At 59.3% G+C, this 19,434-nt stretch carries 18 protein-coding genes; 11 read left to right on the forward strand and 7 right to left on the reverse strand.

The features are described 5' to 3' along the window. Positions 1 to 109 precede the first annotated feature (109 nt). From GGD46_RS22145 to GGD46_RS22170, 6 genes are all read right to left on the reverse strand, one after another. Positions 110 to 1,177 (reverse strand): LLM class flavin-dependent oxidoreductase, encoded by a 1,068-nt coding sequence (locus GGD46_RS22145; RefSeq protein WP_409527704.1) that lies wholly within the window; start codon positions 1,175 to 1,177, stop codon positions 110 to 112. Between the two features lie 72 nt (positions 1,178 to 1,249). After that, the gene (locus GGD46_RS22150; protein ID WP_184707973.1) at positions 1,250 to 2,104 is read right to left on the reverse strand and encodes an ABC transporter permease subunit; all 855 of its coding nucleotides are present in this window, start codon (positions 2,102 to 2,104) and stop codon (positions 1,250 to 1,252) included. Then, positions 2,101 to 2,889, reverse strand: coding sequence for a taurine ABC transporter ATP-binding protein (locus GGD46_RS22155; RefSeq protein WP_184707976.1), 789 nt, complete (start codon positions 2,887 to 2,889; stop codon positions 2,101 to 2,103). Before GGD46_RS22155 ends, GGD46_RS22150 begins: the two co-directional genes overlap by 4 nt. Positions 2,890 to 2,946: 57 nt before the next feature. Further along, positions 2,947 to 3,960, reverse strand: a complete 1,014-nt coding sequence (gene tauA, locus GGD46_RS22160; protein WP_184707978.1) for a taurine ABC transporter substrate-binding protein — start codon at positions 3,958 to 3,960, stop codon at positions 2,947 to 2,949. A 323-nt stretch (positions 3,961 to 4,283) separates the two neighbouring features. Continuing rightward, positions 4,284 to 5,309, reverse strand: a complete 1,026-nt coding sequence (locus tag GGD46_RS22165) for a CDP-diacylglycerol diphosphatase (RefSeq protein WP_246806441.1) — start codon at positions 5,307 to 5,309, stop codon at positions 4,284 to 4,286. 22 nt (positions 5,310 to 5,331) lie between these two features. Beyond that, a complete protein-coding gene (locus GGD46_RS22170; RefSeq protein ID WP_184707981.1) occupies positions 5,332 to 6,234 on the reverse strand; it encodes a LysR family transcriptional regulator in 903 nt (300 codons plus the stop codon). Between the two features lie 186 nt (positions 6,235 to 6,420). Between GGD46_RS22170 and GGD46_RS22175 the strand changes: the two genes are divergently transcribed. The 4 genes from GGD46_RS22175 to GGD46_RS22190 all read left to right on the forward strand — a co-directional run bounded on the left by GGD46_RS22175 (position 6,421) and on the right by GGD46_RS22190 (position 10,555). Beyond that, positions 6,421 to 7,728, forward strand: coding sequence for a cytosine permease (locus tag GGD46_RS22175; RefSeq protein WP_210325674.1), 1,308 nt, complete (start codon positions 6,421 to 6,423; stop codon positions 7,726 to 7,728). 2 nt (positions 7,729 to 7,730) lie between these two features. Continuing rightward, the gene (locus GGD46_RS22180; RefSeq protein ID WP_184707987.1) at positions 7,731 to 8,444 is read left to right on the forward strand and encodes an SDR family oxidoreductase; all 714 of its coding nucleotides are present in this window, start codon (positions 7,731 to 7,733) and stop codon (positions 8,442 to 8,444) included. Next, entirely contained in the window at positions 8,441 to 9,481 is a 1,041-nt protein-coding gene (locus GGD46_RS22185) for a DUF917 family protein (RefSeq protein WP_184707990.1), read from the forward strand. Before GGD46_RS22180 ends, GGD46_RS22185 begins: the two co-directional genes overlap by 4 nt. 222 nt (positions 9,482 to 9,703) lie before the next feature. After that, on the forward strand, positions 9,704 to 10,555 hold the full coding sequence (locus tag GGD46_RS22190; protein ID WP_184707993.1) for a PhzF family phenazine biosynthesis protein: 852 nt from the start codon (positions 9,704 to 9,706) through the stop codon (positions 10,553 to 10,555). A 121-nt stretch (positions 10,556 to 10,676) separates the two neighbouring features. Here the strand turns inward: GGD46_RS22190 and GGD46_RS22195 are convergent, their stop codons facing one another. Then, positions 10,677 to 10,982, reverse strand: a complete 306-nt coding sequence (locus GGD46_RS22195; protein ID WP_184707995.1) for a hypothetical protein — start codon at positions 10,980 to 10,982, stop codon at positions 10,677 to 10,679. A 421-nt stretch (positions 10,983 to 11,403) separates the two neighbouring features. On the opposite strand from GGD46_RS22195, the gene GGD46_RS22200 reads away from it, so the two are divergent. From GGD46_RS22200 to GGD46_RS22230, 7 genes are all read left to right on the forward strand, one after another. Continuing rightward, positions 11,404 to 12,396 carry an MsnO8 family LLM class oxidoreductase gene (locus tag GGD46_RS22200; RefSeq protein WP_184707998.1) on the forward strand — a complete coding sequence of 331 codons (993 nt, stop codon included), beginning with the start codon at positions 11,404 to 11,406 and terminating at the stop codon, positions 12,394 to 12,396. 25 nt (positions 12,397 to 12,421) lie between these two features. Then, a complete protein-coding gene (locus GGD46_RS22205) occupies positions 12,422 to 13,771 on the forward strand; it encodes an LLM class flavin-dependent oxidoreductase (RefSeq protein WP_184708001.1) in 1,350 nt (449 codons plus the stop codon). 16 nt (positions 13,772 to 13,787) lie between these two features. Continuing rightward, on the forward strand, positions 13,788 to 14,987 hold the full coding sequence (locus GGD46_RS22210) for a M20 aminoacylase family protein (protein WP_184708004.1): 1,200 nt from the start codon (positions 13,788 to 13,790) through the stop codon (positions 14,985 to 14,987). Next, the gene (locus tag GGD46_RS22215; protein ID WP_184708007.1) at positions 14,984 to 15,547 is read left to right on the forward strand and encodes a GNAT family N-acetyltransferase; all 564 of its coding nucleotides are present in this window, start codon (positions 14,984 to 14,986) and stop codon (positions 15,545 to 15,547) included. The genes GGD46_RS22210 and GGD46_RS22215 overlap by 4 nt, the downstream gene beginning before the upstream one ends. A gap of 39 nt (positions 15,548 to 15,586) precedes the next feature. Continuing rightward, entirely contained in the window at positions 15,587 to 17,371 is a 1,785-nt protein-coding gene (locus GGD46_RS34280) for an amino acid ABC transporter permease/ATP-binding protein (RefSeq protein WP_184708010.1), read from the forward strand. Between the two features lie 94 nt (positions 17,372 to 17,465). After that, positions 17,466 to 18,410, forward strand: coding sequence for an ABC transporter substrate-binding protein (locus GGD46_RS22225; RefSeq protein ID WP_184708011.1), 945 nt, complete (start codon positions 17,466 to 17,468; stop codon positions 18,408 to 18,410). A 77-nt stretch (positions 18,411 to 18,487) separates the two neighbouring features. Then, positions 18,488 to 19,423, forward strand: coding sequence for an ABC transporter substrate-binding protein (locus GGD46_RS22230; RefSeq protein WP_313206327.1), 936 nt, complete (start codon positions 18,488 to 18,490; stop codon positions 19,421 to 19,423). Positions 19,424 to 19,434: the final 11 nt, after the last annotated feature.

Consider the following 19,434-nt stretch of genomic DNA (forward strand, 5'->3'; position numbering starts at 1 on the left):
AAAACTCCATGCATTTATTGTCATGAAACCGTCATAATTGACGGAGCGCGGCTTGGAAAGTCGCGTGTTCTCGATGTTCTGTGGGTAGAGCTAACGGCTGTTTAGGTAATCAGTCGCGTAGAAGGGGCAGCAATTGATCCCCCTGGCGCTGAATTTCCGTCAGGTAGGGCGTATCCGACAGGACGAAATGCGTGATGCCCAGCTCTCTGTATTTGCGCAGCGAGCGGGCAACCTCTTCTGCCGACCCAACCAGCCATGTGGTCCCGGCGCCGCCGCCACCGAATCTGCCCGGTGCGGTGTAAAGGTTATCGTCGAGTACATCGCCGCGTGCATTGAGGTCGAACAAGCGTCTCTGTCCGACTGCAATGGACTGCCGGTGATCATGCCAGCCTGTGCCGTTATCTTCAGCCATCCTGGCGACTTTTGCTTCGGCGTCCGCCCACGCCTCTGCGCTGGTCTCGCGCACGAGCGTGGTGATGCGCAAGCCGAATTCCAGCGGAGCGAGATTGCGATCGAGCGCCTTGCTCAGCGACTTCAAGCGCTCGATCCGTTCGCGTACGCCATCAAGCGGCTCACCCCAGAAGAGCTGAACGTCCGCCTCGGTGGCCGCCACGCTTTCGGCCGCCTCCGAAGCGCCGCCGAAATAGAGCTTGGGGTGCCTGCGCTCGCCGCAAGCCTGAATCCGCGGCGCTGCCGTTGATTCGGCAACGCGGAAGTGTTCACCCTCATAAGTAACGCTCTCTTCGGTCCAAAGCTTGCGAACCAGCCGCATGAATTCCCGGGTGCGGGTATATCGCTGCGCTTGATCTCCCTCGCTGTCGCCATAAGCGGCGAGATTGTCCTTGCCGGAGACTATGTTGACGCGCACGCGGCCGCCGCTCAGCTGATCCAATGTGGCGGCCGCGGATGCGAATTGTGCAGGCCGCCAATAGCCGGGGCGAATGGCGATCAACGGCTCGAAGCTTGTGGTTCTTGCGGTAAGAGCGGTGGCAACGGTGAAGGTATCAGGCCGCCCCCAGCCGGTGCCGATCAGCGCGCCTTTCCAGCCATGCTCTTCCAGCGCCTTGGCGTGGTTCGTCAACGTTTCCAGGCTGTTGTGGCTTTCGACTGTGGAGTCGCCTCGATGGCCGGGCTTCGTGTCATTGGGAATGTACCAGAGAAATTCGCTGCTGCTCATGACCATGCCTGCATGTATTGGATGGGAAGGTATCGCCGCGACGGAGATGGGTGACACCCGTCCATCATGCGCTCAGAGTTTGCCCTTCCACGGAACGAGAACTGCTTCGAGAATGCGGATCGTCGCCGTGAAGGCAAAGGCGCAAAGGGCGATTATGCCGATGCCGACGAAGACGACGTCGGTTGCCAGGAATTGTGATGCCGACATGATCATGAAACCGATGCCGCGCGTCGAGGCGATGAGTTCCGCCGCCACCAGCGTTCCCCAGCCAATACCGAAGGCAATTCTGACGCCGGTCAGGATCTCCGGCAAGGCCGAAGGCAGGACGATGGAAAGGAAGAGTTGCAGCCGGTTTGCGCCGAGCGAACGCGCTGCATTGACACGCTCGAGAGGAAGCGAGCGCACACCGGCCTGAGCGGACAGGCAGATCGGTGCAAACATGGCGAGTACCAGCAGGGTGATCTTGGAGGTTTCGCCGATGCCGAGCCAGATGATCATCAGCGGCAGGTAGGAAAGCGGAGGCAGCGGCCAGTAGAATTCGATCGGCGTGTCCAGAATCCCCTTCGCCCAGCGGCTAAGGCCCATCAGCAGGCCGGCAGGAATGCCGACCGCAATCGCAATCGCCGCCGCGACGACGATACGAAACAGGCTTGCGATTATGTGTTCCGAGAGTGAGGCGCCAGCATAGCCATCGCGGTAGATGACGCCGATTTGCGTCAGGACTTCGTCGGGCCGCGGGAGAAAGAGGTGGGAGACCAGGCCGAGCTTGGAGACGAACCACCAGGCGCCCAAAAAGACAATTCCGGTTACGAGGCTGATCGCGATTGTCGGCTTCGCACCGACGCCGAATCCGGGCATGCGAACAAGCTTTGCTTTTACTTCCGGCGAACGGACGGAAACGGGGCGAGTGCCAGTAATGTCGGTCATGCCGCGCTCCTGATATTGTCTGCATTGTGAAGGATCGCGCGAATTTCCTCTCTGAGTTCGGCAAATTCGCGGGAAGTGGTGATCGACCGCGCATCGCCGTTGGCGGCCAGACGATGCACGAAATCGAGATTGAAGCGGGCGACGACCCGGCCCGGCCGCGGCGACATCACCAGCACCTCGGTGCCCAGAAACAGGGCCTCTTCGATCGAATGGGTAATGAAGAAGATCCGCTTGTTGGTTCTGGCCCAGATGGAGATGAGTAGTTCCTGCATCTGCTCCCGCGTCAGGCTGTCGAGCGCGCCGAAGGGTTCGTCCATCAACAGAATGTCCGGGTCGGTTGCCAATGCGCGGGCGATGCCCACGCGCTGACGCATTCCGCCCGAGAGTTCATAAGGCGTTGCGTTGGCAAAGTCCGTCAGCCCGACCAGACGGAGCAACTCCAAAGCACGCTCACGCCGTTCGCTGCGTCCCAGGCCCGCAAACTGCAGTCCAAGCGCGACATTATCGGCAACGGACTTCCACGGCAGCAGCGAATCTTTCTGGAAGACCACGCCACGATCCGAGCCCGGACCGGAGACAGGCCTACCATCGAGCGTGATGGATCCTTCGGAAAGCGGCAGGAAGCCGGCGATCGCATTGAGCAGGGTGGATTTGCCACAACCGGAAGAACCTAGGGCAACCACGATGCCGCGTTCGGGGATATTGAAGGAGACGCGATCGAGCGCGTGAACGGTTCTCCCGTCCCACGCTGCGAAGAATACACTGGCGTGATCGACTTGAAGCATGGCTTTTTTCTCGAACGTTCGACGCCGGCGCGACAGGCACGCCGGCGTCAGGGAGGATCAGTTGCTTGCGCTCACGAGCGCATCGGCTGTTACGAAGGCGCCATAGCTCGGCAGAATGTCGGAGACCTTGCCCTGGCCCTTCAGGAAGGTTGCCGTGTCCTTCAAGATTTTCGCCGCCCCCGACTTTTCGCCGCCACCGAGCCAGTCGGCCGATGCCTGTACGTCGGGTGTCAGGAGAGTAAGGTTCTTGAGCGCGGCTGCCTGCTGATCCGCAGTTCCGCCGAGCAGTTTGGCAAGTGCTTTTGCGTTGTCACTCTCCGGTCCCCAAGCCGCCTTGTCCGCGGCGAAAGAGGCATAGTATTTGTTGATGACAGAGGCATAGGCCTTCAGGAATTGCGGGTTGTCGGCTGCGAATTTCGATGTTGCCACCCAGGCGGAAAAGGTCGGCGCGCCCTTATCAGCGACGTCCTTTGACGTGACGAGGACCTTGCCGTTTTTCTTCAATTCGCTCAGCGCCGGATCCCAGACGAAGCCGCCGTCAATATCGCCGCGATTGTAGCTGGCCACGATTTCGGGCTGCGGGACGGCGAAGACCTGCACATCCTTTTCCGTGAGGCCGAGCGACTTGATGAGAGCGAGCAACTGGTAGTGGTCGGTCGAAACCGGTGCTGCCGCGAGCTTCTTGCCCTTCAGGTCGGCGAGGGTATTGATGCCGGAGCCGTTGCGCACCACAAGCGCTTCGTCGATACCAGAGATGGACGAGAGGTAGAAAGCCTTGACCTCAAGGCCGCGCGATGCGGCGGCTGCAAATGGGCTCGAGCCGACATAGCCGATTTGGACATCGCCCGATGCGATGGCGGCAAAGATCTCTGCTCCCGAGTTGAATTTGCGGAAGTCGATCGTGTAGCCGGTCTCCTTGGCGAAATCGCCGTTGGCAATGGCGACGGAGGAAGGCAGCGCATCGGTTTGATAGCCGACAACGACCTTCTTGTCGGCCGCATTCGCGGCAACCGCGATCGAGATGCTGGCGAGACCGAAGGCGGCCGCGGCGACGAGTTGTTTGAATTTCATATCTGTCCCCTTTGCCGGGCGTCCATTTCCGGCGGTTCCCTGACTTCAATGGACGAAGCCTAGCGACAAGAACGGGGTGATCGATAGAAATAACAAACTATTTTTATAGACTATAAGGGGAATGGTTTGTCAAATTGGCGCTCACGATGGAGTCTATGCATTTTGAAGGATGAGATGTGGCAAGGAACGAAAGTAAGATACTGGCTCGGACGCGATGCCGAACTTCTTTCGAGCTCTACGCTTCAGCAAAGGTTCGTCCCTTGCTTTCTCCCATCCATGCTGCATGGATAGATATCAGGAAAGTCGCAACGGCTTGCCGGGCGTTAGGATTGGCACTTGGGATCGATCATGTCCTCTGCAGATCCATGAGATTTGTTTTCTCCCATGATCCTCGCCAGAATATAGAAGCCGCGCTGACCGTCCGGCAATGTCGAGCCGAAGACGCCAACGACAACGTTCTCCATGTCCGAGCGGGCTCCCTGCAGACCGTCTGCCACCAGCTTCAGAGGGTTCAGATTTGTGAGGTCGTCAGCCTTGTGGAAGAGAGCCCACCAACCGGCTCTGGTCTTCAGGCTTGTAAACCTGTCACTTACGATTTCTGCGGCATGTGTCTTCAAGAGCGCGCGAAAGCGGGGCGTCTCGCACCCCATATGGATGTGGAGCCGATCCTGTGTGCGCCAATTGGCGGCGTTTATCGCGAGCGCAAAACGCTGCGATAAAACTCCTTCCTCGCGCAGGCCGGTGCCGGTCGATTGCTCCCGCCACGCCTCATCAAAATAGTTCGGTGCTCCTGCCGTCAGAAGTCGGGGGTCTTCGATACCGGGCACGTCGGCCAGTGGCGCAAGAATCGTGCGTTCCTTGTCGGTCGGCTCGCGCAGCACCGCGTAGGAAGACAATGGATCCTGTGCCTGAACGACTTTGAGGCACGGATACGGCGATCCCGTGAGGGTGGAATTGATCTCGCAGGCTCTGACAACCAACCCCAAAGCGGAGCGGCTGACGAATGAGCTCATGACGATAACTGCGAAGGCGAGAAAGCCAATAAGAACAACGGGACGATACTTCATGCGTGATTTCGTATTTTTGCTCACAAGCCGATCATTTCCAAAGACCTGATTGTCATCATACTCCAACTTCAATGTCTTTTGATAGGCGAAGAGAAGCCGCTGGCGCCAGGATTCTGGCCAGGCCACCGTTGCGGCTGGCGAAACATTGATATCTCCAGACTCATTGTCTGGAAAAGTGGTAGGAATGCACAACCCTTCTCCAAGGATATCTATCGATTCGCAGGGCGCCGACGAGCAAATGCGTTTGTCCGGATGTGCAGCCCTATGGACGATCGCCGTCAATCTCGACCGTTTCGAGAGGCCGTTAAAACTGTCGAAAATGTGAGACAAGCAAGTCGGTCAGCACCCGTGTTCTCAGATTCATGTCACGTCGATGTGGCCATACGGCCTGAATGGGCAATCCGTTCGGAGCGAAGGCTTGCATGACAGTCACGACAGTTCCTTGTTTCAAGGCATCGGCGACAAGCCATTCGGGGAGTTGCGCCACGCCGAATCCGCGCAAAACGCAGTCATAGATTGCATCATAGCTGCCAACGCTGAACGTGCCGGAAACGTCCGTCTGCCGGACGAGGCCGGTCTCATCGGCCAGTAACCACGGCGCCCGCCCGTCGCTTCGCGAATAGGTGATGCAGTCGTGCCCCGCAAGGTCGGACACGGCTTCTGGTGTACCGCGGCGGGTGAGATAGTCGGGCGATGCGCAGATGACGATGTTCTGCGTACCCAGGCGACGCGCGACCAGATCGGCGCTGTTTCCGACGTTTCCAATTCGAACGGCGAGATCCATGCCGTCTTCCACCAGGTCGGTGAGCCGGTTAGAGAAGCTGACATCGAAGGTCAGCATGGAATAGGTCTGCGACAGCTCCAACAGAATCGGCATGATTACCTTGCGGCCCAGCAGTTCCGGCAGGCTGATCTTGAGCCTGCCGGCGGGTTCGCGCGTTCTGGAGGTCAAGGTTGCTTCTGCGGCTTCGAGCTCATTGAAGGCGCGCTGACATGCCTGCAGGAACAGCGCGCCATCTTCCGTCAGGGTCATTTGGCGCGTTGTGCGGTGAAACAGGCGTGCGCTGAGCCGCGTTTCAAGCCGCGCTACTGCCTTGCCGACCGCCGAGCTCGTCAAGCCGAGCTTTGCACCTGCATCCGAGAAATTCTCGCTTCTGGCGGCCTGCATGAACGTACGGATCGCCGTCAAATGCTCGCTGGAAATCATGTGTCCCCCTATAACGGAATTAAATTCCGATATATTGAGAGTAATTGGATAAACTGAGAATTGAAAGAACGATTAATGTCTGTTCCGCGTGCCGGGCTCACGGTACGAAGAAAAAGGGAACAGACAATGGAAAATCGGCCAGACATAAATCACGATCTTGATGACTTTACCCTCACTCGAGTACCGATGAGTGCGCGTTATTCCTGGCTCTCGGTTGCGATGCAGCGGTTTGGCCAGCTCTCGTGTCTTTCTCAATTCATGGTCGGTGCACTGCTCGGCTACGGCATGACCTTCAAGGACGCCTTTCTGGCGCTGACCTTGGGGGCGGTCATCCTGGAGATCGTTTCGATCTTTGTCGGCATCGCAGGGCAAAGGGAAGGAATGAGCACGGCGATGCTGGCCCGTTGGACCGGATTCGGACGACACGGCTCCAGTTTGCTGTCGCTGGTCATAGCCATCAGTCTCGTCGGCTGGTTTGCTGTTCAGAATGTAATATTCGCTTCCGGAATGCAGTCCCTGACGGGCGGATTGCCATTTTGGGGCTGGGCCGTGGCGTGTGGTCTGGCGGTTACTCTCGTCGTCACCTTCGGCTTCTCTGCAATGGCCTGGTTTGCCTATGTCACGGTTCCGGCATTTCTGGTGCTGGCGGGCTGGTCGATCGCTTCGGCACTCTCGACCCATTCACTCCAAAGTCTGATCAATTCTGATGCTCCCGGCCCGGCACTGAGCCTAACCGCGGGGGCGACCATGGTTGCGGGCTCGTTCATTATCGGCGCGGTTGTTACGCCTGATATGAGCCGGTTCAACCGCTCCGCATTTGACGTCGTCAAGCAAACCGTGGTCAGCATCACATTCGGGGAATATCTGGTCGGTCTTATCGGCGTTCTGCTCGCGCACGCCGTAGGCAGCGCGGATGTCGTCAAGATCATCCTCACGACAACGAGCTTTGTCGGTATCATTATCCTGGTCGCCTCGACGGGGAAGATCAATGACTGGAATCTGTATTCCGCCTCGCTCGGTGTCGTGAATTTCTTCCAGAGCGTTTTCGGCATTTCGATTGGCCGCACGACTGCAACGCTCGTCATCGGCGCTTGCGGGACCCTGTTGTCGATTTGGGGCGGCCTTCAACAGTTCACTGGGTTCCTCATTGTGCTGGGCGTTGCCATTCCTCCCGTTGGAGGGATCATGATCGTGGATTATTTCGTCCTGCGTCGGCAGAGGGCTCTGTTGGACCGTTCGGCTATCCACGGACTGGTGCCGGATGCAAGCGAAGCCTGGAATCCCGCAGGTCTGTTCAGCTGGGCCATAGGCTTCCTCGTCGGCTTCTACATCAGTATCGGCATCCCCTCCATAAACGCACTTTGCGCCGCCGGGCTTTCCTACTGGCTGATCCAGCGGGTGCTGGTGCCATTCTACGCAAAGCTTACATCGCGCACGCCCAAAGGCGATGGCGACATTCAAACATCGACCAACCACTCGTTCAACAAGGACTGAATATGCTTACCAACAAGACAGTTGCCATCATCGGCGGCACTTCCGGCATCGGCTTGTGCGTCGCGGAGATCGCCATTTCGCTGGGAGCCTCCGTCGTCGTCGGCGGCCGGAACGGCGAGCGCATCGAAAAGGCGGTCCAACGTCTGGGTTCCTCGGCACGAGGAGCTGAGGTCGACAATCTCAATCAGGCCTCGATCAAGGCTTTTTTCGAGGCGGCTGGAGCAATCGACCATCTTTTCACGCCAGGAGCGTCTTATGCGCGCGGCCGAATAGATGAAGTGACCGACGAAGTGGCGGAAAGCTCGTTCAAGTCGAAGTTTTGGGGGCAATATTACGCTGTCAAACATGCTCTGCCTCACCTAGCAAAGGACGGTTCCATCACGTTGATGGCAGGTGCCTATAGCGTGCGTCCGGCGCCGAACGGTGCCGCCTATGGCGCCTGCAATGCCGCGATTGAGGGCCTCGGCCGTTCGCTTGCTGTGGAATTGGCGCCGGTGCGGGTGAACGTCGTATCGCCCGGCACGATTGACAGCGACCTATGGCAGCGCCAGCCGACGGAACTGCGTGATGCGTCCTTCTCGTCGTATAGCGACGTTGCACTGCTGAAGCGTGTCGGCACCACGGATGAAGTGGCCGGTACGGTGGCCTTCCTCATGCAAAACACGTTCATGACGGGATCGACGCTCTATCCGGACGGCGGGTTTGCGCTGAGATGAAACGGACGCTGACATTAGACGACATCGAACCGGCCGTCCTGGGAGGAGCCATTCTCGGCGGCGGCGGAGGAGGATCGATCGACGAGGGACTACGCTCCGCGAGACTGGCATTAGAGGCGGGGACCCCGCAACTGTGGAGTCCGGGGGAGATATCACCGGAGACGCTTTGCGTCACGGTCGCACTCGTGGGGGCGCCTTCGTCTCCGCGGGCCTATGTTCGTGCGGCTCATATGCTGCGGGCTCTCACACAAATTCGGCAGGTGGAGCCGCGAATTGCTGCCATCAACACCAATGAGAACGGAGCTGAGACAACCGTCAATGGCTGGCTACAATCCGCCTTGACCGGATTGCCGGTGCTGGACCTTGCCTGCAACGGCCGTGCTCATCCAACGGGGTTGATGGGGGCATTGGGGCTCCACAGAATGGAAGGCTACCGCTCGCAGCAGGCCTATGCAGGCGGCGACAGCGAGCATTTTGTCGAAGGCTTGCTGTCCGGAACGCTGGAGAGAGCGGCCAACATCGTTCGCGGTGCTTCCGTAGAAGCGGGCGGACTTGTGGCCGTCGCCCGCAATCCGGTGCCGCTTTCCCTTGCCGTCGATAACGGTGCGCCAGGTGCGATCAGCCAGGCGATTGGCGTTGGGCGGGCGCTGCTCGATGGAGGCGTTGAGGCCGTGGTACGGCACATGGAAGGTGAGATCGCCTTGGAAGGGGAGGTAATCGACTATCAATGTGAACGGCGCGACGGCCTGGACATCGGCCACGTGACCATCTCCACGAAGGGGAAGCTGCGCTTCATCAACGAGTTCATGACCTTCGATATTGATGGTCATCGGATAGCGTCCTTTCCAGACCTCATCATGACCTTCGACGAGGAGGGGCGCCCCGTTGTGTCCGCAAGGATAACCAAGGGGCAAAGACTGACAGTCATCGCCGTCCCTCCCGCCAAGCTCCTGCTGTCATCGACGATGGCAATGCCCGAGTTGTTCGAGCCGCTTGACCGCATACTGGCGGCCAGCCCCGGCGAGAGATCGTTGTGATGGCGCGAATGCCGTCGGCAATTTTCGCTTGTGGTTTCAGGTATCTGCCCACCGGCGAAGGCTCTGCTGTCAGATATCGCAGTCTTGGCCGGTCTTCAGCGTTTAATGCAGATCTGGAGATTTGGATCGAGATCGGCGCCGAAACGCGATAGACACTTGCCTACGCCGTGAAAGCCTGCTTGGCCAAGCGGGATTCCAAAGACGCAGGAGAGGTGCGATTCCATGCAAGGGAAACAGACGCTGACGTTGGGCTTTCAGCAGGTCGATGTGTTCTCGTCCCAACCACTGCGCGGCAACCCGCTCGCTGTTGTCATGGATGCGGATGATCTGGCGGATGGGCAGATGGCGGCCTTCGCAAACTGGACGAATCTCAGCGAAACGACGTTTCTGCTCCGTCCGCAAAATCCGGAAGCGGATTATCGTGTCCGGATATTTACGCCTCTGACGGAGCTGCCTTTCGCGGGGCATCCGACCCTTGGCAGTTGCCATGCGTGGCTTGCTGCACAGGGCGAATTTCCGAGGAGGGATATTGTTCAGGAGTGCGCAGCCGGTCTCATTCGCGTGCGGAAGTTCGAGGACGGTCTGGCTTTCGCAGCTCCGCCGCTCATCCGGCAGGGTGATCTTGAACCGGCCTTATTCGAGCAAGTGCTGAATGGCCTTCATCTTTCGCGCGAAGATGTCGTCGCGGCGCAATGGGTGGACAATGGTCCCGGTTGGCTGGCGTTGCTTTTGAGAAGCCGCCGGGAGGTTCTTGCGTTGAAACCCGATTTCCGTGCGATCTCCGGCATTCGGGTCGGGGTCTGCGCGCCATGGCATCCGCAAGACGATGGCCGGGATGCCGACCTCGAGGTGCGGGCGTTTACGGCCGCAGGCTTCGAAGATCCCGTCACCGGCAGCCTCAATGCGGGCATCGCATGCTGGCTGATTGGCAGCGGCATTGCCGCAACTGTCTATACGGCAGCGCAGGGGACTGTTCTCGGGCGTGAAGGGCGAGTGCGTGTGATCCAGGACACCGACGCGATATGGGTCGGCGGAAACGTGACGACCTGCATAACGGGAACGGCTTCGTTTTAGCCCGGGCCATAAGCGGTCGGCACGACGCCAACAACAGGCGCCTTGCTTGGAGTGTCGGTGGGAGGAAAGGTTCCGTGTTCGGTGGGCCGGCGCATTGACAACAGCTCGCTCCGGCTGGGGATTATTTGGACTTTATAGTCTCTCCGCCCAACGCTCTGCCGATAGTCGATACTGAACCCTTACTCTGTCGGCTCGCTCCGAGGTCGTTTTCGTCGAAGGCGTGCCGGCGCAGGAGGGCGAAGAGCGCTTCATTCATTCGAGCGCCATCCAAGAGCTCGGGATTGTCGCAGATGATGTTGATGGTTCGCTGCACGACGCGGTCCGCGGCGGCATCGGAATCGACCAGTTTTCCGGCCCATACGCGCAGAAGAGCGCGAAGTTGCGGATCCTGTGGCGTGTCTGAGGAATGCGAAAGGGGCACGCTCACTCCTACTATCCTTGCAAGCGGTTGGATGAAAACCGTCGATCACCATCGCCCATCGGATCGGTTAGCGACCAATTCATAGTCTCGCTTTGGTGCGCGAGTCCAGATCCAATCAGGAGCTTTCAGTGGAACGAGATCTAAGGTTACGCCAACGCGAGCATCAAGCCAAGCCGCCCGGTTGGGCAAATTAAGTGTGAGACTCCTAGCTACCCATCACCGCAAGTCGACCGAGTTCTTCACTCGATCCCGCTCCAAGTGACATTCGCTGCGGGCTTATCCACTACCATATGATGAAATGCTTATTTTTTCCGCATTGAGTGGAAGAAAGAGAAAGCCGTTTCTTAAATTCCGTAAAATCTATGCTTTTTATAGACTATAGCTTTGATGGTCGGCATCGAGGCAGTTATGGATGAAACGAAACGGCATGTCCTATCTTCTCAGCCTTCTCGACAAGAGCCCTATCGAGCAGGGGCTTAGCGCCACCGATGCTCTGAGCGTTACCACCCGCTTGGCCGTCAGAGCCGAAGAGCTTGGCTATCATCGCTTCTGGGTCGCCGAACATCACAATATGGCGAACCTGGCAAGCTCGGCACCGGAGGTGCTGATTGCCTATCTCATTGCCAGAACCTCGAAGATCCGTATCGGTTCCGGCGGTGTCATGCTGCAGCACTACAGTGCTTACAAGGTCGCCGAAGCATTCAATCTTCTGGCTTCGCTGGCGCCAGGCCGCATCGACCTCGGCGTTGGCAAGGCGCCAGGCGGCTTTCCGCTGTCGACGCGGGCATTGCAAGTCGCCGTTGATCCGGAAAGGAAGCCGAGCTTTGCCGAGCAGCTATCCGATCTGAACGGCTATCTCGCCGCAGAACCCCAGTCCGAAGGTGCCCTAGCGACACCGTTTCCCCCTCGTGCAGCCGAGCGCTTCCTCCTCGGCGCAAGCGTCGAGAGCGCAGAGCTTGCAGCGGACAAGGGCTGGACGCTGGTTTTTGCCGGTCACCTGAACGGCGATCCGGAAAACCTGCGCAGGACCTTTGAAGCCTATGGAAGGGCAACAGGCGGCAAGGTTCCGATCCTGGCGCTGGCGGCTTTTGCCGCCGAAAGCGAGGCCCATGCCCGTGAACGTGTGGGGCAGCTTCGCATCGTCAAGCTCTTTCTGCCGAATGGTCAGAGCGTCAATGTCGGAAGCCAGGAACAGGCGGCGGAATTCGCCCGCCAGGCCGGTGTCACGGATTACCGCACCGAAGAGAAAGTGCCGAGCGTGCTGCACGGCACGGCCGCCCAAATTCGCGCCGAACTCGACGCGCTGCATCGCAGCTACGGCGTTGAGGAGTTCGTGCTCGACACACCGGCGCTGACGGCCGCCGAGCGGCTCGTCTCGATCGAATTGCTCGCCAAAGAACGCCTTTCCCTCGTTGCCTGAACGGCACGTCCAAGGAGGATCTATCATGGTTCAGAAACACGTCACTTTCGGTATCATGCTGCAGGGGCCGGGCGGCCATATGAACGCCTGGAAGCACCCGAGCGTACCGGTCGATGCCAGCACCAATCTCGACTTTTTCGTCAAGACGGCCCGCAAGGCGGAGGATGCGGGCATTGCCTTTGCCTTCGTCGCCGACGGGCTCTACATCAATGAACAGTCGATCCCGCATTTCCTCAACCGGTTCGAGCCGCTGACGATCCTTTCGGCGCTTGCCGCCTATACGACGAAGCTCGGTCTGGTCGGCACGGTTTCGACGTCCTACAGCGATCCCTTCACAATCGCCCGCCAGTTCGCCTCGCTCGATCTCATCAGCGGCGGTCGCGCCGGCTGGAATGCCGTGACCTCGCCACTTGAAGGATCTGGCCGCAACTACAGCCGCGAGCATCCCGAGCATGAACTGCGCTACGAGATCGCCGACGAATATCTCGATGCCATCAAGGGCCTGTGGGACTCCTGGGACGACGATGCCTTCGTGCGCGACCGCAAGGCAGGCGTCTATGCCGACAAGACCAAGCTGCATCGCCTGAATCACAAGGGGCGTTTCTTCCGCATCGAAGGCCCACTCAATATTGGCCGCTCCAAGCAGGGCCAGCCGGTGGTGTTCCAGGCCGGTGCTTCCGATTCCGGCATTCGGCTTGCCGGCAAGCACGCCGATGCGGTCTTCACCAATGGCGGGCCTCTCGATGACGCCAAGGTCTTTTACAAGCAGGTCAAGCAGAGTGTGATTGCGCATGGCCGTAGCGCGGCTGATGTCGGCATCTTCCCGGGCATCGGTCCGATCGTCGGCGCAACGCAGGAAGAGGCGGAAGCCAAGTATCGCCAGATCCGCGATCTCGTAACCATTGAGGAGGCTCTCGCTTATCTCGGCCGCTTTTTCGATCACCATGATTTCAGCGTCTATCCGTTGGACCAGCAGTTTCCCGATCTCGGCGATATTGGCCGCAACAACTTCCGCGCCACCACCGATCGCATCAAGAAGACGGCTCAGGAGAAGGGGCTTACGCTGCGCGAGGTCGCGCTTGACGCGGCGACGCCGCGCACCTCCTTCATCGGAACGGCCGAGCATATCGCAAACGAGATCATTCGCTGGGTCGATCAGGAAGGCGCTGATGGTTTCATCCTGGGCTTTCCGGTCATCGGCGAAGGCTTCGACGATTTCGCCAAATATGTCCTGCCTATCCTCACGAGCCGCGGCTATTTCGATCCGCAGCTGAAGGGGGACACGTTGCGCGACCATCTCGGTCTGCCGTTCCGGGAAAGCCGTTATGCCGCGGATGCCGATCGTGTCGAACCCGCAAAGGCCGTTGGCGCCTGAGCCGGGACCGATCACCATGAACGCTATCGTCAAACCTGCTTCGGTCAACGACCCCGTCGAGAGAGGGATCGCCGCCTATCTCGATGAGATCATCGCACTGCGGCACGACCTGCACCAATATCCAGAGCTCGCCTTTCAAGAGCATCGAACGTCCAAGAAAGTGGCGTCACTGCTCGCAGATTGGGGCTACGAAGTCGCAATGGGCATTGCCGGAACCGGTGTTGTCGCAACGCTTAAGCGGGGCGATGGGCAGCGCAGCCTAGGCATCCGTGCCGATATGGATGCGCTGCCCATTGAGGAGGCGACCGGGCTCGACTACGAGAGCAGCAATCCCGGCGTCATGCACGCTTGCGGCCACGATGGGCACACATCCATCCTGCTCGCCGCCGCCCGCTATCTCGCCGAGAGCGGCAATTTCAGCGGTACGCTTCGGCTGATTTTCCAGCCCGCAGAAGAGATTGGCGCCGGCGCCCGCAAGATGCTGTCGGAAGGGCTTTTCGAGCGCTTTCCGGTCGACGCAGTCTTCGGACTGCACAATTGGCCGGGGGTTCCAACCGGGCAGTTCGGCTTCGTCGTCGGCCCTGCCATGGCTTCCGTCGACCAGGCGGTCATCAAGATCGTGGGTAAGGGCGGTCACGGCGCCGAGCCGCATCGAGCTGTCGATCCGGTACTGGCCTCGGCGTCCTTCATCACCGCGCTTCAAAGCGTGGTCTCGCGCAATATCGATCCGCAAGACATGGCGGTTGCAACTGTGGGATCCATTCACGCCGGCTCCGCATCGAATGTCATTCCGGAAAGCGTTGAGATGAAGCTCACCATGCGGGCTTTTAGCGAAGGCGTGCGCGCAAAGCTCCAAGAACGCATACCGGCGCTTGCCCGGGCGCAGGCCGAAAGTTTCGGCGCCGAGGCTGATGTCAATTATCGGCTGGGCTTTCCCGCGCTGGTCAACCATGCGGACGAAACGGATTTCGCCAGGAACGTTGCCGTACACGCACTTGGGTCTGCAGCTCTGGCCGCGGATTTTCGCCCGCGTACGGCCAGCGAGGATTTCGCCTTCATGCTGGAGGCGAAGCCCGGCAGCTATCTTTTCGTCGGCAACGGCGACAGCGCGCCGCTGCACAGCGCCCAATACAATTTCAACGACGCCATCATCGCGCCCGCCGCCCGCTACTGGGTGCGGCTCGCCGAAACTTTCCTCGCGGATGACAACAGGTGACGAACGACATGAGCGACACGTTTCTCTACACGAACACACTGGATCCGCGTGCCAAGCCGCTGATCGACGAGTTGATTTTCGAATATGACAGCCGCTATGGCACCTATTTCAACGCCGAGGGTGCGGCTGCCGAATTGAATCGTTATCCGCCGGAGGCCTTCGCGCCACCGCATGGCAACTTCCTGCTTCTCCTGCGCGACGGCGAGACGATCGGCGGCGGTGCCTTCAAGTACTATGACGACCGAACCGCGGAGTTCAAACGCATCTGGACGCGGCACGATCTCAGGCGTCAGGGCCTGGCGCGCAAGTTGCTCGTGGAACTCGAGTTGCAGGCAGCCCGGCAAGACTATCAGCGCATCTATCTGACGACAGGCTTCCGTCAGCCGGAGGCCGTCGGCCTCTATCTGAACAATGGCTACACCGCACTCTTCGATACCTCGGTCGATCCGGAAATCTACAAGAGCCTGCCTTTCGAAAAGGATATCAGCCAGCTGGCGCGGTTCCATTCCCTCGAAACTTCCGGGTCTCAGCAACAGCGGCTGGCCGTCGCCGGACGGTAACGACGAACGAAGCAACGACAATCATAAGGGGCAAGCATCATGGCACTGACGACGGATTTCGCGGGCATCGATCCCGCGAGTGCAGCAAACGAGACGAAGACGGATTATGCGCGTTATCGCATCGTGCCAGCGCGGCATCTCGGACGCATCGTGGGGACGATCTTCGCGGTGCTCGTTCTCGCCGTCGTTCTCTACTCCACCTTTACCAATCCCCGTTGGGGATGGGGCGTATTTGCCGAGTGGTTCTTCGCTGAACCCGTGCTTGTGGGTCTCGGCAGAACTTTGCTCCTGACAGCGCTTGCGGCCGTTTCCGGTTCTATCCTCGGCACCGCATTGGCCCTGGCGCGCGTATCGAAATCGCCGCTGCTGGCCAGCCTGTCCTGGGGTTATATCTGGCTGCTGCGCTCGATCCCGATGATTGTCCTGCTGCTTGTGCTTAACAATCTAGGCTACCTCTACGAGACGATCACCATCGGCGTCCCCTTTACCGATAGGGTCCTGTTCGACTACCCGACGACACAGCTTCTGACGCCGTTTGCAGCCGCGTTTCTTGGATTGACGCTCAACCAGTCGGCCTTTTTCGCGGAGATTGTGCGTGGCGGCATTCTTTCCGTCGATCAGGGGCAGTTGGAAGCGGCTGCTGCGCTCGGCTTGCCGCGCAGGCGTCAGGCATTCCGCATCGTGCTGCCGCAGGCCATGCGCTCCATCCTTCCGACGGGTTTCAACGAACTGATCGGCCTCGCCAAGAGCACATCCATGGTTTACGTGCTGGCCTTACCAGAGCTCTTCTATACGGTACAGGTTATCTATCGCCGTAACCTGGAAGTGATCCCGCTGCTGATGGTGGCGACGGTCTGGTATCTCGTCATCATGACGGTCCTGTCGGTCATCCAGCACTATATCGAACGCTATTTTTCCAAGGGTGCCGTGCGCAATCCGACTCCGCTGCCCTTTCAGGCCTTCTTTCAGCGCTTGCGCCGGCCGCTTCCCGTCGCTGCCTCCAATGCCGGAACAAGCACGAGAACTGTTGCGGCCATTCGCAGAACAACCGACCTTTATGCCAAGGGCGGAGCGGTTCGCATTCACGGCATCTCGAAAAGCTTCGGTGCGCTGAAGGTTCTCGACAATATCGAGCTCAGCCTGCCAGCCGGCAGCGTGACGGCCATCATCGGTCCATCCGGTTCGGGTAAATCGACGCTGCTGCGCTCCATCAATCACCTTGAGCGCGTCGACGGCGGCTTCATCTCGGTTGATGGCGAACTCGTCGGCTACACGCAGAAGGGCGAAGTGCTCTACGAGCTGAAGGAGAAGGACATTCTGAAGCGCCGGACCGATATTGGCATGGTCTTCCAGAGCTTCAATCTCTTCCCGCATCTGACCGTTCTGGAAAATCTCATTGAGGCGCCGACACAGGTCCGTGGCGCAAGCAAGGAAGATGCCATTGCTTTCGCTCAGGAGCTGCTCGCCCGCGTCGGTCTGAGCGATAAGGCCGATGCCTATCCCCGTCAGCTCTCCGGCGGCCAGCAGCAGCGTGTTGCGATCGCCCGCGCTCTGGCGCTCCGGCCAAAGGTTCTGCTTTTCGACGAGCCGACTTCGGCCCTGGATCCGGAATTGGTTGGCGAGGTGCTCGACGTGATCAAGGAGCTTGCCCGCACCGGGACGACGCTCGTCATCGTCACCCACGAAATCGGCTTTGCCCGTGAAGTCGCCGACACGGTGGTCTTCATGGAGGGCGGCCATGTGATCGAAACCGGAGCGCCCGCCCAGATCCTCAACGACCCCAGACATCCGCGGACGCGGGCATTCCTTGCCAAGGTTCTCTAGCAATCCAGGCTGGTGAAGACAGTGCGCCGAGCCTCGGCGGCACTCGGGAAATAGTAACAACGACAGCAACCTAAAGATGAAATGGAGAAGGGAAATGGCATTTTTTGATAGAAAGAAATACGCGTTGGCCGGTGTGATCACGGCTGTGGCGTTGAGCTGCACGGCGGTGAATGCGGCCGAGAAGTTCAACCTAAGCCCGGATACGTCCAATCGTGTCCGAGCGCAGAAGGATGAAGCCGCGATCAAGGCGATTGCGCCTAGCTTCAAGTTCGTCAATCCCGGCAAATTCACGGTGGGCATCAATCCGTGGGATCCGCCGATCGCCACTTATGCCGCCGACGCGAAGACCGTCGTCGGCGCCGATCCGGATATCGCGCAGTTGCTCGCCGATTCCCTCGGCCTGCAGCTTGAGCTGGTATCGGTTGCCTGGGAGGACTGGCCGCTCGGCGTTTCCTCGGGCAAATACGATGCCGTCATTTCCAACGTGACGGTCACCGAGGAACGCAAGCTGAAATTCGATTTCTCGACCTACCGGAAAGACGTCCTCGGCTTCTACGTGAAGGCCGACAGCAAGATCACCTCTATCAAGGAGCCCAAAGACGTCGCAGGTCTGAAGGTGATCACAGGAGCCGGCACCAATCAGGAGAAGATCATTCTCGAATGGGATCGGCAGAATGTGGCGGCCGGGCTGAAGCCGATCGAGGTACAGTATTTCGACGATCGCGCCGCCGCGGATCTTGCCCTGCAGTCCGGCCGCGCCGATGTCGAATTCAATCCGAATGCGACCCAGGCCTACAATGCCACGATCAACGGCACGAGGAAGCTCGTCGGCACTCTTTCGGGCGGCTGGCCGATAACGGCTGAGATTGCCGTGACGACAAAGAAGGGGGCAGGGCTCGCCGATGCCGTCACGCTCGCCGTGAACGATCTGATCAAGGACGGCAAGTATGCCGAAGTGCTGAAGCGCTGGAGCCTGAGTGCCGAAGCGATCGATCAAGCAAAGACCAACCCTGCGGGCCTGCCGAAAAGCGGTTCGTAATGTTGGTCGAGCGGGCTGGCGCCGGTGGGGCCTGCGCCGGTCCGCTCCCATCCTTCTTCTATGGAGATACAGTTTCCGTGACTATCATACCTACCTTCAGAACCGTGCTTGTCGCCACAGCGGCTGCATTGATCGGCTTCGGCTCGGCAAGCGCTGCCGAGGAGTTCGACCTCAGCCCGCAACAGTCCGGGCGCACTCATGCGGCCAGGAACGAAGCGGCGATCGCTGCCATATCCAAAGGTTTCAAATTCGCGACGGCGGGGAAATTCACCGTGGCCGTCGCTCCGGGCGGCCCGCCGCTTGCAGCCTATGCAACGGACGCCCGGACCGTCGTTGGCGCCGATCCGGACTACGCATCGGCCGTTGCCGATGCACTCGGGTTGAAGCTGGAACTTGTTCCGGTTGCCTGGGCAGACTGGCCGCTCGGTTTGACATCGGGCAAGTACGATGCCGTTATCTCCAATGTCGGCGTCACCGAGCAGCGCAAGGAGAAGTTCGATTTCTCTACGTACCGGCAGGGTCTGCATGGTTTCTTCGTGACGACCAAAAGCAAGATCGCTTCCATCAAGGAGCCGAAGGATGCAGCCGGATTGAGGATCATCGTGGGTGCGGGCACGAACCAGGAGCGAATTCTGGTCAAGTGGAGCGATGAAGATACAAAAGCCGGCCTGAAGCCGATCGAACTGCAATATTACGACGACGATGCTGCGAGCCTGCTCGCGCTCCGCTCGGAGCGCGCAGAGGTCATCGTGCAGCCGCATGCACAGCTCGTCTACATCGCCGCACGCGACAAGGACATCAAGAGCGTGGGTACGCTGAGCGCCGGTTGGCCGGATCGTTCCGATGTTGCGATTGCAACGCGAAAGGGTAGCGGCCTTGCAGCCGCGCTTACCGCCGCGACGAACGGACTGATTCAGGACGGCACCTATGCCAAGATACTCGACCGCTGGCATCTTGCGGATGAAGCGCTGCAGAAATCAGAGACCAATCCGCCTGGCTTGCCGAAATTTTGAGGAGACAGCGA

The organism is Martinezella lusitana, assembly GCF_014207095.1.
In the GTDB taxonomy this organism is placed as follows: Bacteria; Pseudomonadota; Alphaproteobacteria; order Rhizobiales; family Rhizobiaceae; genus Rhizobium; species Rhizobium lusitanum_B.

What these genes read in the sequence shown, in the direction of transcription:
- GGD46_RS22155 (WP_184707976.1), bottom strand. Translation starts at nt 2,889, where the DNA reads ATGCTTCAAGTCGATCACGCCAGTGTATTCTTCGCAGCGTGGGACGGG.
- GGD46_RS22145 (WP_409527704.1), bottom strand. Translation starts at nt 1,177, where the DNA reads ATGAGCAGCAGCGAATTTCTCTGGTACATTCCCAATGACACGAAGCCC.
- GGD46_RS22190 (WP_184707993.1), top strand. Translation starts at nt 9,704, where the DNA reads ATGCAAGGGAAACAGACGCTGACGTTGGGCTTTCAGCAGGTCGATGTG.
- GGD46_RS34280 (WP_184708010.1), top strand. Translation starts at nt 15,587, where the DNA reads ATGGCACTGACGACGGATTTCGCGGGCATCGATCCCGCGAGTGCAGCA.
- GGD46_RS22170 (WP_184707981.1), bottom strand. Translation starts at nt 6,234, where the DNA reads ATGATTTCCAGCGAGCATTTGACGGCGATCCGTACGTTCATGCAGGCC.
- GGD46_RS22210 (WP_184708004.1), top strand. Translation starts at nt 13,788, where the DNA reads ATGAACGCTATCGTCAAACCTGCTTCGGTCAACGACCCCGTCGAGAGA.
- GGD46_RS22175 (WP_210325674.1), top strand. Translation starts at nt 6,421, where the DNA reads ATGAGTGCGCGTTATTCCTGGCTCTCGGTTGCGATGCAGCGGTTTGGC.
- GGD46_RS22225 (WP_184708011.1), top strand. Translation starts at nt 17,466, where the DNA reads ATGGCATTTTTTGATAGAAAGAAATACGCGTTGGCCGGTGTGATCACG.
- GGD46_RS22200 (WP_184707998.1), top strand. Translation starts at nt 11,404, where the DNA reads ATGTCCTATCTTCTCAGCCTTCTCGACAAGAGCCCTATCGAGCAGGGG.
- GGD46_RS22150 (WP_184707973.1), bottom strand. Translation starts at nt 2,104, where the DNA reads ATGACCGACATTACTGGCACTCGCCCCGTTTCCGTCCGTTCGCCGGAA.
- GGD46_RS22180 (WP_184707987.1), top strand. Translation starts at nt 7,731, where the DNA reads ATGCTTACCAACAAGACAGTTGCCATCATCGGCGGCACTTCCGGCATC.
- GGD46_RS22185 (WP_184707990.1), top strand. Translation starts at nt 8,441, where the DNA reads ATGAAACGGACGCTGACATTAGACGACATCGAACCGGCCGTCCTGGGA.
- tauA (WP_184707978.1), bottom strand. Translation starts at nt 3,960, where the DNA reads ATGAAATTCAAACAACTCGTCGCCGCGGCCGCCTTCGGTCTCGCCAGC.
- GGD46_RS22205 (WP_184708001.1), top strand. Translation starts at nt 12,422, where the DNA reads ATGGTTCAGAAACACGTCACTTTCGGTATCATGCTGCAGGGGCCGGGC.